Genomic DNA, 13,627 nt, shown 5'->3' on the forward strand with positions numbered 1-13,627 from the left:
CTTGAAACCCACATCGACCGATCTGGAAGAGGGTACCCATGACCGATTACCCGCCCCGGGAAATTACCCGCCGCCCCCGCCGGGGAACTACCCGCCGCCGCCACCCGGTAACTACCCGCCCCCGCCGCCCGGGAACTACCCGCCGCCCCCGCCGCCGGGGTATGGCGCCTACCCGGTACCGGCCGGATACCCCGTCGGTCAACTGCCGCAGCAGGCCTACACGTCGTGGCTGACCCGGGTCGCCGCCTACTTCATCGACTTCCTCCCGATCATGCTGATCTACGGCATCCCGGCGGTGCTCGCGGGCACCACGGCCCACCGGGAATGCGTCACCACCTCCGAGGGCTTCGCCTGCGAGGTCACACCGTCGAGTGCCGGCGCGGCCCTGATGTTCGTGGGCTGGCTGGCCGCCATCGGGTACGGGGTCTGGAATTTCGGCTACCGGCAGGGCGTCACCGGGTCGAGCATCGGTAAGTCGGTGATGAAGTTCAAGGTGGTCTCGGAGGCCACCGGCCAACCCATCGGGTTCGGGATGTCGATCGTGCGCCAGTTGGCCCACCTCATCGACAGTGCCGTCTTCTGCGTCGGCTACCTGTTCCCGCTGTGGGATGCCAAGCGGCAGACCATCGCCGACAAGATCATGACGACCGTCTGCCTGCCGGTCCAGTGAGCCCGAGTCGACACGAGGCCACCGGCCTGTCCACCACGGCGATTCACGCCGGATTCCGGCCCGACCCGGCCACCGGCGCGGTCAACGCACCGATCTACGCCAGCAGCACCTTCGCCCAGGACGGCGTCGGCGGCCTGCGCGGCGGCTTCGAATACGCCCGCACCGGCAACCCGACCCGGGCCGCGCTGGAGACCGCGCTGGCCGCGGTGGAGCGGGGCCGGTTCGGCCGGGCGTTCGGATCCGGGATGGCCGCCACGGATTGTGCGCTGCGCGCCATGCTGCGTCCCGGGGATCACCTGATCATTCCCGACGACGCCTACGGTGGCACCTTCCGGCTGATCGACAAGGTGTTCAGCCAGTGGGGCGTGTCCTACACCCCGGCGGCGCTGTCCGATCTCGATGCGGTGCGCGCCGCACGCACCGACAAGACCCGGCTGATCTGGGTGGAAACCCCCACCAACCCGCTGCTGTCGATCGCCGATATCGCCGGCATCGCCGCCATCGGACGGGAAGCCGGCGCCAAGGTCCTGGTGGACAACACCTTCGCCTCGCCGGCGCTGCAGCAGCCGCTGACACTGGGCGCCGACGTGGTGTTGCACTCGACCACCAAGTACATCGGCGGCCACTCCGATGTGGTGGGCGGGGCCCTGGTCACCGACGACGAGGAGCTCGACGAGGCGTTCGCGTTCCTGCAGAACGGGGCCGGCGCGGTGCCCGGCCCGTTCGACGCCTATCTGACGATGCGTGGTTTGAAGACGCTGGTGCTGCGGATGCAGCGGCACAGTGAGAACGCCGCGGTGGTCGCCGAATACCTCAACGGGCATCCCGCGGTCAGCCAGGTGCTCTATCCGGGTCTGCCCGGCCACCCCGGCCACGCCGTCGCGGCGGCGCAGATGCGCGGATTCGGCGGCATGGTGTCGGTGCGGATGCAGGGCGGCCGGGCGGCGGCCGAGAAACTGTGCGCCGGCACCGAGATCTTCATCCTGGCCGAGTCCCTCGGCGGGGTGGAGTCGCTGATCGAGCTGCCCGGCGCGATGACACACGCGTCGACCGCCGGTTCCCAACTGGAGGTTCCCGACGACCTGGTGCGGCTGTCGGTGGGCATCGAGGACATCGAAGACCTGATCGCCGACCTGAAGCAGGCGTTGGCCTGAGCGGTGCGCTCAGGCCAACCCGGCTCAGGAGTGGTAGGGCTCGGCGCTGACCAGCGTCACCTTGACGGTTTTGCCGCTGGGCACGGTGTAGCTGCGCTCCTCGTCGACCTTGGCGCCGAGCAGCGCGTGGCCCAGCGGTGAGTTCGGCGAGTACACCTCGAGTTTGTCCTCGCTGACACCCTCCTGGCGGGTGGCGATCAGGAAGGTCTCGGTGTCGGATTTGTCGCCGTCGTAGAAGACCGTGACCACCGAACCCGGCAACGCGACACCGGACTGGGTCGGGGCTTCGCCCACCTTGGCGTTGTTGAGCAGCTCCTGCAACTGCCGGATGCGGGCCTCCTGCTGGCCCTGCTCCTCACGTGCGGCGTGGTAGCCGCCGTTCTCGCGCAGGTCGCCCTCTTCGCGGCGGTCGTTGATCTCCGCGGCGATCACCGGACGGTTAGCGATCAGCTGGTCGAGCTCCGCCTTGAGCCGGTCGTGTGACTCCTGCGTCAACCAGGTCACCTGGGTGTCCGTCATCTCACTGTGCTCCTTGTGTCGTCGATCCCGGCGCCATCTCGGTCAGCGGGGCGACGTCGTTCTGATGCAGGCTGTTCTAATGCAGCAATACACGGTCCCAATCGGAACCGTGTATCCGACCAGGGTACCACCGCGACGCTACGGCGCCCGCAGATAACCGGGCACGTCGTTGCCGCAACCGTAGACGTCCCCCATGACCGGTGGCTGGGAGGATTTGACGGTCGTCGTCACCTGAACGGTCTTCGACTGCGACGGTACGACGAGCACTTCGCGTCGCCCGGTCTCGCTGCCGTCCGCGGTCCGGACCCGCACGATGCAGGCCGCCGGCTGCGACGGATCCGACCGCGTCACGCTGAAGCGGACCGAGACCGTCTGGTCGTCGAGCACCTCGTACCCGTACAACTCGCCTTTCACCTCGGCCGTGGCGACCCGCTGGTAGCCGATGACGGCCAGCGCGGCGAAGGTTGCGACCCCCAGGGCGCCCAGCGTGATCGCCAGCAACCGGCGGGGCAGGGCGCTGCCGCGGGTATCGCCGTAGCGCGCCGGCTTGGAGTCGGTCATCGTCAGTGGTGTCCCATGGTCGCCGGTGGAGTCGGGAGTGGTTGCCGGGCCCGTCGTCGAAGATGGAACGATGGGAGCCGGAAGCCACTAGGGACTATAGGGGAATGCGTATATGAGCGGACTGCGGTTGATGGCGGTGCACGCTCACCCCGACGACGAGTCCAGCAAGGGCGCGGCCACGACCGCCCGCTATGCCGCAGCAGGTCACCGGGTGATGGTGGTGACGCTGACCGGCGGCGAGCGCGGCGACATCCTCAACCCCGCCATGGACCGGCCCGACGTCCACGGCCGCATCGCGGAGGTGCGTCGCGAAGAGATGGCCAGGGCCGCCGAGATCCTCGGTGTCGAGCACCGCTGGCTGGGTTACATCGATTCCGGGCTGCCCACCGGCGACCCGCTGCCGCCGTTGCCCGACGACTGCTTCGCGATGGTGCCGCTGGAGGAATCCACCGAAGCCCTGGTCCGGGTGGTCCGCGAGTTCCGGCCGCACGTGATGACCACCTACGACGAGAACGGCGGTTATCCGCACCCGGACCACATCCGGTGCCATGAGGTGTCGGTGGCGGCCTTCGAAGCGGCCGGTGACTACCGCCGCTACCCCGACGCCGGCGAGGCCTGGACGGTCTCCAAGCTCTACTACAACCACGGCTTCCTGCGGGAGCGGATGCAACTGCTCCAGGACGAGTTCGCCCGCAACGGGCAGGTGGGCCCGTTCGCGAAGTGGCTGGAACACTGGAATCCCGACCGCGACGAATTCGCCGCCCGGGTCACCAGCCGCATCGAATGCGCCGACTACTTCGGCCAGCGCGACGACGCGCTGCGCGCGCACGCCACCCAGATCGACCCCAACGGTGCCTTCTTCACCGCACCGATCGAATGGCAGCAGCGCCTGTGGCCCACCGAGGAGTTCGAGCTTGCCCGGTCCCGGGTGCCGGTTACGCTGCCCGAGACCGACCTGTTCACCGGGATCGAGGACAACGGATGAACCACGCTGCACTGACGGTGCTCTGGATTCTGGCCGACGAAGTACCGCGCGACACCGGTCCGGACTTCGGTAAGGCCAGCCCGTTCGGGCTGCTGATCATCGTGCTGTTGCTGATCGGCACCATGGGGCTGGTGTGGTCGATGAACCGGCAGCTGAAGAAATTGCCGGATTCCTTCGACCCGGAGGATCCCGCCGCCGACCAGGCCGCCGACGAGGGGACCGTCGGGGATCTGCCCGGCTGACCGCGATCGGCGCGTTCCGCCACCGCGACCGCCGGGCGCGAATGGCCGCCGAACGGCCGATTTCTGTTCTGTGGCTGTTGGATTAACCTTTGCCCCGGTGGGTTTCGCGGCTTTCGCGAGCGTCGTCGCCCCTGCGATGATGGCCTGGTCTGTGGTCTTCAGAAAGGGTCGGGGTTGGCCGTGTTCGCAGGTCGTTCTCGCGGGTCGACGTTGGCTCCGATCGTTGTGACGGTGCTGCCGGCGGCGGTGCTGCTCGCCCCGGCGGCATACGCCGACGCGATCGACACCACGTTCCTGGGGGCGCTGAACGCCAAGGGAATCGGCTTCGCCAACGGGCAGTCCGCGGTGATCGCCGGACACGAAGTCTGCGACGAACTCGACGTGGGCCGGCCGAAGACCGACGTCGTATCCGAGGTGATGCGCAGCAGTCGGCTCGACGACTACCACGCCGGATTCTTCGTCGGGGTCAGTGTGAGCGCGTTCTGCCCCCGCCACCACGGTTAGGCCCGCTCAGCCGGCCGACGGCGGCCGGGGCATCACCGGGCCCCGCAGTTCCAGCCCGACCTCCAGGTCTTCGTACTTCTGATTCCGGCGCCTACGCCACCCGCTGCCCGCGGCATGCGACGCCGGCGCCATCGGCGGCATGACGGCCGGGACCCCGGCGAACGTGGTGGACTGGCCGGCCGGCAGCGGTGTCGCCGACGACGCCAGCCGGACCGGTGCCGTGGGCAGCAATCCCGCTGCGGCGGGCGGGACGGTCAGCGTCCCCATCTTCATCCCGACACCGATGGCCGCCGACGGCGTCGAGGACAGCCCGGCGGCCCCAAGCGCGCCCAGACCCCCGCCGCCGCCGAGGAATCCGCCCAATGCGTCCAGCGGGATCGACGGTGCCAGGGCGGCTTCACCTTCGCTGATGCCCTGGGCCATCGCCGAGCTGACGCCCTGCAACGCCTGCGCCGAGGTGTTCTGTGCGAGGTAGCTGAGCAGGTTGATCGGAAATCCCGCGCTCACCAGCCCGTTGCCGTAGGCGTTGGCCAGCCCGCTCCAGCCGTTGTTGGGGTCGAAGACGGCCGGGATGGTGTCTTCGGCCGGGGCGCTGAACACCGGCAGCACGGTGGCCTGAGCCGAGGCCGCCTGATAGCGGGTCATCGCCGCGGCGTTGTTCGTCCACATGCTCAGGTACTGGTTCTCGTTCTCCGCGATCGCTGCGGTGTTGGTCCCGAATCGATTGGTGGCCAGCAGTTGTCGTCGCAACGCGCGATTGGCTGCGATAGCGGCGGTGGGAGTCACGGCGGTGCGGACGGATTCGAAGGCCTCCGCGGCGCGCTGAGAGGAGACCGCGACCTGCCGGCACTGCTGCGCGGTGGCCCGCAGCCACGCCAGGTAGGGCTCGGCGGTGTGCACCATGGCGACCGCGGACCGCCCGCGCCAGGTCTCCACCAGGGACCACAACGAGGCGACGTAGTCGTCGGCGTATTCGTCCAGTGTGCTACCGAGCCGGTGCCACACCGCGGACGCCTCGATCAGCGAACTCGGGCCGGGCCCGGAGTGAACCAGTGCGGAGCTGATCTCCGGGGGCGCGGTGAGGGACTGCATGACTTCGGGTGCGGTGGCCTCAGGCGATCGCGTCGATCGCAGTCGACAGGCGCGGCTTGAACGCATCGGGAACGGGCACATAACCGTGGGCGGCCAGTTCGTTCTGCCCGTCGCCGATCGCGCTCTGCAGGAAGGCCCGGACCGCCGTTCCGACCTGCGGGTCGGGATACGCCGAGCAGACCACCTCATAGGTGGCCAGCACGATCGGATAGGCGCCGGGCTGATTGGGCCGGTAGAAGGAGATGGTGTCGAGCGCCAGGTCGTTGCCCTCCCGGATGAACCAGGCCGAGGAGATCGTCCTGCCGACCGATTCCGCGCTGATCGCGACCGGTTCCGGGCCCGCCGAGGTGATGATGTCGGCCATGCCCAGGTGGTGGGCCTGGGCGAAGGACCATTCGGTATAGGTGATCGATCCGTCGACGTCGGCGGTGGCCGCGGCGACGCCCTCGTTGCCGTGCGCGCCCGCACCGGCGGTTCCGGTGAACGTCCGCCCGGCGCTTCTGCCCCAGGCGCCCGCGGATGCGGTGTCGAGGTAGCGCTGGAAGTTGTCCGTGGTGCCGGATTCGTCGCTGCGGAACACCACCCGAACAGGCACCGAGGGCAGTGTGACGCCGGTGTTGAGGGCGGCGATCGCCGGGTCGTCCCAGCGCGTGATGGTGCCGTTGAAGATGTTGGCCGCGGTGGGGCCGTCCAGGTTGAGCGACGTCAGCCCGCCGAGTCGGAACGCGATCGCGATGGGGCCGAACACCATCGGCAGGTTCCATACCGGCGCCCCGCAGCGTTGCCGGGCGTAGCCGTACTCGCCTCGACTCAGCGGCGAATCGGATCCACCGAAGTCGGTTTGGCCGGAAAGGAATTCGTCGATGCCCGCGCCGGAGCCGTTGGGCCGGTAGGTCAGGCGCTGGCCGGGGCAGGCGTGCTGGAACGATGCGGCGAACCGGGTCATCGCGTTGGCCTGGGCGGTGGAGCCGCTGGCTGTGATCTCCGGGCGTCCGCCGCAGTCGACGCCCGGATATGCGGACGGCAGGTCCGGCGCGGACGCGTTCGGTGGCGTCGGTGCCGGTTGGGCTCCGCACCCGGACAACAGCGCAGCGCTTATGACCGGCACGCTCATCACGGCACGTCGATTGATGTCAACCACATCCCTCGGATCGTCGTACCGACGAATGCTAGCAACGCGAGGATTGCCCAATGTTGTTAATCGACATCGGAATTGAATTATTCGGCTACCGTTTTCCGGTTGGTTAACGCTCCGGTTTCCGGTTTACTCCCGCGGGGTCCGGTGTTCATCGGCGGCCTGAGGATTAGCGTGGGGGAGTGGTCAACCGCCTCGCATCGTCAGCCAGCCCCTATCTGCGTCAACATGCGGACAACCCGGTGGATTGGTGGGAGTGGGGGCCCGAGGCGCTGGCCGAAGCCGCCGAGCGCGACGTGCCGATCCTGCTGTCGGTCGGCTACGCGGCCTGCCACTGGTGTCATGTGATGGCACACGGGTCGTTCGAGGACGCCGAGGTCGCCGCGGTGATGAACGCGGGCTTCGTGTGTATCAAGGTCGACCGGGAGGAACGCCCGGACATCGACGCGATCTACATGACCGCCACCCAGGCGTTGACCGGACGCGGCGGCTGGCCGATGACGTGTTTCCTGACCCCCGACGGGCGGCCGTTCTACTGCGGTACCTACTACCCGAAAGACGCCTTCCTGAACCTGCTTTCCGCCATCACCGCCACCTGGAACGAACGTCGCGACGAAGTCGAGGACGCCTCGGACAACATCGCCGGTGAACTGCGGGCCAGGGCCGCCCGCCTGCCGGGAGGGGGGCCGCCGGTCGACGCGATGCTGTGCGACGCCGCGGTGGCGGCGGTGCTGCGCGACGAGGACACCACGCACGGCGGATTCGGCGGCGCACCGAAGTTCCCGCCGTCGGCGTTGCTGGAAACGCTGCTGCGGCACTACGAACGGACCGGTTCTCAGTCCGCACTCGACGCGGTCGCCCGGGCCGGTGCGGCGATGGCACGCGGCGGGATCTACGACCAGTTGGCCGGCGGCTTCGCCCGCTACAGCGTCGACGACGCCTGGGTGGTCCCGCATTTCGAGAAGATGCTCTACGACAACGCCCTGTTGCTGCGGGCCTACGCGCACTGGGCCCGCCGCACCGGTGATCCGTTGGCCGTGCGGGTGACCGGTCAGACCGCCCGGTTCCTGCTCGAGGAGCTCTCCGACGGTGCGGTGTTCATCTCGTCGCTGGACGCCGACGCCGACGGCCGGGAGGGTTCGACGTATGTCTGGACACCCGAGCAGCTGACCGGTGTCCTCGGCGCCGACGACGGTGCTTGGGCGGCCGAGGTCTTCGGGGTCACCGAGGAGGGCACCTTCGAGGCGGGTGCGTCCGTCCTGCAACTGCCGGTCGATCCGTCCGATCAACCGCGATTCGACCGGGTGCGGCAGCGGTTGCTGGCCGCCCGCCGGTCCCGCGTGCAGCCCGGACGCGACGACAAGGTCGTCACCGCCTGGAACGGTTTGGCGATCACGGCGTTGGCCGAAGCGGCGGTGGCGCTGTCGGATCCGAGCCTGGCCGTCGCCGCGCGGGAATGCGCCGACCAGCTGCTGTCCGGGCATCTGATCGACGGCCGGCTGCGGCGGGCCGGCCTGGGCGGCCGGGTGGGGGACAGCGCCGCGATCCTGGAGGACTACGGGGCCCTGGCCACCGGGCTGCTCAGCGTCTACCAACTCGGCGGTGACCGGCGTCATCTCGACGGCGCGGTCGGTCTGCTCGACACCGCGCTGGGTCACTTCGCCGACCCGGACACTCCCGGACGCTGGTTCGACAGCGCCGACGACGCCGAGACGCTGATGATGCGCCCCGGCGATCCGCAGGACGGGGCCACCCCGTCGGGGGCGGCGCTGGTCACCGAGGCGCTGCTGACCGCTGCGCACCTGGTCGCCGCGGACCGCAGCGACCGCTATCTGCGGGCGGCCGCCGACTCTTTGGCGGCGCACTCCGCGCTGCTGGAGCAGGCGCCGCGCGCGGTCGGCCACTGGCTGGCGATCGCGGAGGCTTTCGTGCGGGGCCCGCTGCAGGTCGCGGTGGCCTGCGACGGTCCGGAATCGGCCCTGCTGGCCGCCGCCCGACGACTGGCCCCCGGCGGGACGACGGTCGTCGGCGGGAGGGTCGACTCGTCGGAGCCGCTGATCGGGCGGGACCGGATCGCGGGCGCCGACGCCGCCTACGTCTGCCGGGGAACGGTCTGCGACCTGCCGGTACGCGATGCCGAGGAGTTGGCGTCGGCCCTTGGGGTGCCCGCGAATTCGGCGCCCGTGTAACCTGCGGCACATGACGAGCGCACCCGAGCGGGCCCAGGCCATCATCGAGACCGTCCACCGCTACATCGAGTTGGTCGGTGGCGGCGGCAACGAGGATGACCTGGTCGGGCTGTACGCGGCCGACGCCACCGTGGAGGACCCGGTCGGCGGGGAGGTGCACATCGGGCACCAGGCCATCCGCACCTTCTACTCGGCCATCACCGGCCTGGACCGGCAGGCCGAGCTGGTATCGCTGCGGGTCTCGGGCAGCGAGGCGGCGTTCCAGTTCGCGTTGACCATCACCAATGGCGACCACCGGATGCGCATCGAGCCCATCGACGTGATGGCGTTCGACGCCGACGGCAAGATCTCCGGGATGAAGGCCTACTGGTCGGCGGAGAACATCACCCAGCTGTGAGGCCGGGCCGCGGTCAGTACAGCGCGGCGAACCAGATCGCGATGTACTGGCAGACCGCGGCCACCGCGGTGCAGGCGTGGAAGAACTCGTGGTACCCGAACGTCTCGGGCCACGGGTCCGGCCACTTCAGCGCGTACATGATCGCCCCGATGCTGTAGAGCGCACCGCCGACGGCCAGCAACACCATGGCCGCGACACCCGCGTTGTGCATGATCGTCGCGATGAAGAACGCCGACACCCAGCCCAGCAGCAGATACAGCGGCACCCCCACCCATTTCGGGGCGGTCGGCCAGCACAGCTTGAGCACCACGCCGGCCAGCGCGCCGCCCCACACGATGGTCATCACCAGGCGTTCCTGCTGGCCGTGATCCATCGCCAGCAGTGCGAACGGTGTGTAGGTGCCGGCGATGAAGATGAAGATCATCGCGTGATCGAGCCGCTTCATCCGCATCCGGGCGGCGACGGTTTTCCAGGTCACCCGGTGATAGGTCGCGCTGACCGCGAACATGCCGACCACCGAGATGGAGTAGGCCAGCGATGCCAACCCCGCTTCGAGGCCGGCCAACGGCCAGGTCACCGCGATCAGGGCGATCCCGGCGATCAGTGCCACGATGGCCGAGACCAGGTGAATCCACCCGCGGGCCCGCGGCTTGACGCGCACGGCGCCGTCACCGGCCGGCAGGTCGTTCGGATTCGGCTCGGCGATGGTATCGGTGTGGGTGCTCATGGCTTTCCCGACTCCACAGATCCCGGACTGATTCGCTCAACAGCCATACGGCCACAGTAGTCTGGGTGGTTGTGGCAATCATCCCGGCGCGCTTGAAAGAGCCGCTGTACCGGATCTATGAGCTGCGTCTCCGGCAGGGCCTGGCGGCGTCGCAGTCGGCCCTGCCACGCCACATCGCGGTGCTCTGCGACGGCAACCGCAGGTGGGCGCGCGACGCCGGGTACGACGACGTCAGCTACGGCTACCGGATGGGTGCGGCCAAGATCGCCGAGATGCTGCGCTGGTGTGCCGACGCGGGTATCGAGATGGCCACCGTCTACCTGCTGTCCACCGAGAATCTGCAGCGTGATCCCGCAGAACTGGCCGCGCTCATCGAGATCATCACCGACGTGGTGGAGGAGATCTGTGCACCGGCCAACCGCTGGAGCGTCCGGACCGTCGGCGATCTGGAACTGCTGGGCGAAGAACCCGCCCGCCGGCTGCGGGAGGCCGTGGAGAGAACAGTAAGCACGACCGACAGCGCCGACGCGCCTACCCGCCTGCACGTCAACGTCGCGGTCGGTTACGGCGGCCGCCAGGAGATCGTCGATGCCGTGCGGGGCCTGCTCGGCAAGCAACTGGCCAACGGCGCCACCGCGGAGGAACTCGTCGAGGCGGTGACCGTCGAGGGCATCTCGGAGAACCTGTACACCTCCGGCCAACCGGACCCGGATCTGGTGATCCGCACCTCCGGTGAGCAGCGACTGTCCGGCTTCCTGCTGTGGCAGAGCGCCTACTCGGAGATGTGGTTCACCGAAGCCCACTGGCCGGCGTTCCGCCGGGTCGACTTTCTGCGGGCGCTGCGCGACTACAGCGTGCGGCATCGGCGATTCGGGCGGTGACGCAGCCGTGATCGTGCTGTCGGCGCTGGTCTTCACCCTGAGTTGGTGGCTCGGGATGTACCTGCTGGCCCGCGATCCGCGTAAACCGGTGCTGGTATTGGCCGCCGTGGGGTTGTGCGGCTTCGCGGCGGTGGTGGCCGCCGACGCGGTGCGGGCGGTGTGGCAGCCGGAACTGCTGGGGCGGGTGGAGATCTATCTGGCCGTGCTGCCCGGGGTGGCGTGGTTCGCCGTGCTGCTCGAGTTGGCCCGGCCGGGTGACTGCTGGACCGGCCGGGCGCGGGATGCACTGCTCGTCGGTGCGGTCGGGGTGGTCGCGCTCGCCGGTGCGACGTGGGCCGGTAGCGTCGGCGGTCCGCCGCAGGCCGGGCACTGGCTGCTGTTCGTGGTGATCTCGGCGTCGACGTTGGCGGCCATGGTCAAGGCACTGTTCCGGCCCGCGCAGCCCGGATCGGTGCGCGGGGTGGCCGCCGTCGCGACGTTGTTCTTCGCCCTGGCCAACGCGATCCTGGTCATCCCGATGGGGGTGGTGCCCAGCGGACTTGCGCTGGCCAGCACGGGCGTCGACGTGCTCCTGCTCGGCTTGGCGGTAGCACTGTGGGATGCCTTCGACGAGGGGCAGGCGTTGCGGCTGGACATGCTGCGGTCATTCCTGGCGGCGGTGGCGATGGCCGCGCTGCTGGGCGGGCAGGTGCTGATCGGGTTGGCGTTCACCCGACGCGAACCGGTGGCGCAGATCGCACTGACGGTGCTGCTGTTCACCACGATCGCGGTGGGCATCGAGGTCCAGGTGTTCGTCGACCGGCTGGCCGGGCTCTGGGACCGGCTGGCCTTCTGGCGGTCTCCGGCGCTGCGCGCCGACCGCGCCGCGTTGCGCGGAACCGAGGCGGCGTTGGCGCTGCGCTCCAGCGATCCGCTCGCCGATCTGGACGAAGAGACCTTCGTCCGGTTGACCCGGCGTGCCCTGGGCCATTACGGAGATCTGTCCAAGCTCGTCGCCAGCCCGCTGACCGCGTTGCCGGTGATCGATGAACGATTGGCCGCCCGGGGAGCCCCGGACACGCCGTTGGAACGGGCCAACGAACTCAAAGCGCTGCTGGCCGATCGGATCGCCGCGCTCAAACCGCGCGACGGCGGCGAATTCGGCACCACCGAAGAGTGGCGCCACTACAACGCCCTGTACTTCCCCTACGTCGTCGGGGTGCGGGCGTATGCGCAGAACGCCACCGCAACCGGACTGGATCCCGTCGCTCGGCAGGCCTGGCAGTGGCTGGTCACCGAGGTGCCGCAGCGTTCGCTGCACAACTGGCAGAACGCCGGTGCCCGGGTGATCGCCGCCGATCTGCGCGGCCGGATGACGGTGTCGCCGAGTCTCTGACCTGCGCTTGGCAGTGCTTGGCAGTGCCGGGGGTCGATGTGGCAGCAGATCGGAGGCACCGTCGGGGTGTCCGTATCCGTACCCGAAGTCACGAAGTCTTGAAGGGAGTCTCCCGATGGCCGTCATCACCACCCCGGTCCTGTCCGACTCGACCGACTCGCTGCTGCGTTTCGCCCTGCGTGCCGACGCCGTCATCATCGGTGCCGTCGGCCTGGTCGGGGTGCTCGCCGCCGGCCCGATGGCGGCGGCCGAGGGCCTGACCGCCGCCCACGAATACGCGCTCGGCGCCTTCTGCCTGCTCTACGGTGTGGCGGTCTACATCCTGTCCGGGCTGTCGGATCTGCGCCGGGCCGGCACCGCGGTCATCGCCGCCAACGCGGCCTGCACCGTGATCGCACTCGCGGTGCTCGGCGCCGGGGTGCTGCCGCTGACCGGAATCGGCGTGGTGGCCATGTTGGTGAGTGCCGCCTACACCGCGTTCATCGGGCTGGTGCAGTACCGCGGGCTGCGCAGGTTGCGCTGATCTTCGCGGCCACTCGAGATGTCGCCCCGGCCGTCACCGTCTACAGTTCTCTCCCATGATGTGGCGGCTGGCGGCGACGACGCTGATCCCCGGAATGCTGATCTACGGTGCTGCGCCGGCGCAGGCCGACGAGAAGAGCTACCTGGCCTACCTGCAGTCGCACGGGTTCAAATACCAGAACACCCCGGGGCTGACCACGCCCGACGGTGCGGTGAAGTTCGGCGGGATCATCTGCCAGAACCTGCGGCGCGGCCGGCCCGCCAAGGACCGGTTCGGCGCCAAGGTCGCCGACGGTGTCACCAAGGTCATGATCGACGCCGCCCAGCAGGAACTGTGCCCGGACACGCTGACGGCCACCACGCCGACGTCGACTCCGACGCCGGTTCCGCCGCCGCCGCCGGGCGCCGAGGTTCCGCCGCCGCCGGGCGCCGAGGTCCCACCGCCGCCGCCGGGCTTCCCGCCGCCGCCGGTGTTCCCGCCCCCGCCCGGCTTCCCTCCGCCGCCGCCCCCGCCGGGGTTCGCGCCTCCGCCGCCGCCTCCGCCGGGCTTCCCGCCACCGCCGGAGCCCGCTCCGGCAGCCGAGCTTCCGCCGCCGCCGGATGCGCCCGCGGCGCCCGAGCCGGCACCGCCGGTGCCGCAGCCCGGCACCGCGACCCAGCCCTAGGGGCGCTTC

16 protein-coding genes are annotated in these 13,627 nt (G+C 69.5%); 11 read left to right on the forward strand and 5 right to left on the reverse strand.

From position 1 onward, the window contains the following. Positions 1-22 precede the first annotated feature (22 nt). Both RCP38_RS04795 and RCP38_RS04800 read left to right on the forward strand, forming a co-directional pair. The gene (locus RCP38_RS04795) at positions 23-670 is read left to right on the forward strand and encodes an RDD family protein (protein WP_308477062.1); all 648 of its coding nucleotides are present in this window, start codon (positions 23-25) and stop codon (positions 668-670) included. Then, positions 667-1,824 (forward strand): cystathionine gamma-synthase, encoded by a 1,158-nt coding sequence (locus RCP38_RS04800; RefSeq protein ID WP_308475891.1) that lies wholly within the window; start codon positions 667-669, stop codon positions 1,822-1,824. The genes RCP38_RS04795 and RCP38_RS04800 overlap by 4 nt, the downstream gene beginning before the upstream one ends. A 24-nt stretch (positions 1,825-1,848) precedes the next feature. Here RCP38_RS04800 and greA read toward each other — a convergent pair whose 3' ends face one another. Then, complete coding sequence (gene greA, locus RCP38_RS04805; RefSeq protein ID WP_308475892.1) at positions 1,849-2,343, reverse strand: transcription elongation factor GreA; 495 nt, start codon at positions 2,341-2,343, stop codon at positions 1,849-1,851. A gap of 138 nt (positions 2,344-2,481) precedes the next feature. Next, positions 2,482-2,904 (reverse strand): DUF4307 domain-containing protein, encoded by a 423-nt coding sequence (locus RCP38_RS04810; RefSeq protein ID WP_308475893.1) that lies wholly within the window; start codon positions 2,902-2,904, stop codon positions 2,482-2,484. A gap of 112 nt (positions 2,905-3,016) precedes the next feature. Here RCP38_RS04810 and mca point away from each other — a divergent pair, with 112 nt between their 5' ends. The 3 genes from mca (at position 3,017) to RCP38_RS04825 (ending at position 4,635) form a co-directional block, all read left to right on the forward strand. Then, positions 3,017-3,889, forward strand: coding sequence for a mycothiol conjugate amidase Mca (mca, locus tag RCP38_RS04815; RefSeq protein ID WP_308475894.1), 873 nt, complete (start codon positions 3,017-3,019; stop codon positions 3,887-3,889). After that, positions 3,886-4,131: a hypothetical protein gene (locus RCP38_RS04820; protein ID WP_308475896.1), complete on the forward strand. Its 246-nt coding sequence runs from the start codon at positions 3,886-3,888 to the stop codon at positions 4,129-4,131. Before mca ends, RCP38_RS04820 begins: the two co-directional genes overlap by 4 nt. A 210-nt stretch (positions 4,132-4,341) precedes the next feature. After that, positions 4,342-4,635 carry a DUF732 domain-containing protein gene (locus RCP38_RS04825; protein WP_308475898.1) on the forward strand — a complete coding sequence of 98 codons (294 nt, stop codon included), beginning with the start codon at positions 4,342-4,344 and terminating at the stop codon, positions 4,633-4,635. Between the two features lie 6 nt (positions 4,636-4,641). Here the strand turns inward: RCP38_RS04825 and RCP38_RS04830 are convergent, their stop codons facing one another. Then, positions 4,642-5,727: a PPE family protein gene (locus tag RCP38_RS04830; protein ID WP_308475899.1), complete on the reverse strand. Its 1,086-nt coding sequence runs from the start codon at positions 5,725-5,727 to the stop codon at positions 4,642-4,644. A gap of 19 nt (positions 5,728-5,746) precedes the next feature. After that, positions 5,747-6,841, reverse strand: coding sequence for a phosphate ABC transporter substrate-binding protein PstS (pstS, locus tag RCP38_RS04835; protein WP_308475900.1), 1,095 nt, complete (start codon positions 6,839-6,841; stop codon positions 5,747-5,749). Positions 6,842-7,044: 203 nt separating this feature from the next. Between pstS and RCP38_RS04840 the strand changes: the two genes are divergently transcribed. Continuing rightward, on the forward strand, positions 7,045-9,051 hold the full coding sequence (locus RCP38_RS04840; RefSeq protein ID WP_308475901.1) for a thioredoxin domain-containing protein: 2,007 nt from the start codon (positions 7,045-7,047) through the stop codon (positions 9,049-9,051). Between the two features lie 10 nt (positions 9,052-9,061). Further along, positions 9,062-9,448, forward strand: a complete 387-nt coding sequence (locus RCP38_RS04845) for a nuclear transport factor 2 family protein (RefSeq protein WP_308475902.1) — start codon at positions 9,062-9,064, stop codon at positions 9,446-9,448. A 13-nt stretch (positions 9,449-9,461) separates the two neighbouring features. Here the strand turns inward: RCP38_RS04845 and trhA are convergent, their stop codons facing one another. Then, positions 9,462-10,175 (reverse strand): PAQR family membrane homeostasis protein TrhA, encoded by a 714-nt coding sequence (gene trhA, locus RCP38_RS04850; RefSeq protein ID WP_308475903.1) that lies wholly within the window; start codon positions 10,173-10,175, stop codon positions 9,462-9,464. Positions 10,176-10,246: 71 nt separating this feature from the next. Here trhA and RCP38_RS04855 point away from each other — a divergent pair, with 71 nt between their 5' ends. From RCP38_RS04855 to RCP38_RS04870, 4 genes are all read left to right on the forward strand, one after another. Next, positions 10,247-11,056 carry a (2Z,6E)-farnesyl diphosphate synthase gene (locus RCP38_RS04855; RefSeq protein ID WP_308477063.1) on the forward strand — a complete coding sequence of 270 codons (810 nt, stop codon included), beginning with the start codon at positions 10,247-10,249 and terminating at the stop codon, positions 11,054-11,056. Between the two features lie 7 nt (positions 11,057-11,063). Continuing rightward, entirely contained in the window at positions 11,064-12,431 is a 1,368-nt protein-coding gene (locus RCP38_RS04860; protein WP_308475904.1) for a hypothetical protein, read from the forward strand. Between the two features lie 115 nt (positions 12,432-12,546). Beyond that, entirely contained in the window at positions 12,547-12,954 is a 408-nt protein-coding gene (locus RCP38_RS04865) for a hypothetical protein (protein WP_308475905.1), read from the forward strand. Between the two features lie 55 nt (positions 12,955-13,009). Further along, entirely contained in the window at positions 13,010-13,618 is a 609-nt protein-coding gene (locus RCP38_RS04870) for a DUF732 domain-containing protein (RefSeq protein WP_308475906.1), read from the forward strand. The last annotated feature ends 9 nt before the right edge of the window (positions 13,619-13,627 follow it).

This window comes from Mycolicibacter sp. MU0083 (genome assembly GCF_963378075.1).
Lineage (GTDB): Bacteria > Actinomycetota > Actinomycetes > Mycobacteriales > Mycobacteriaceae > Mycobacterium > Mycobacterium kokjensenii.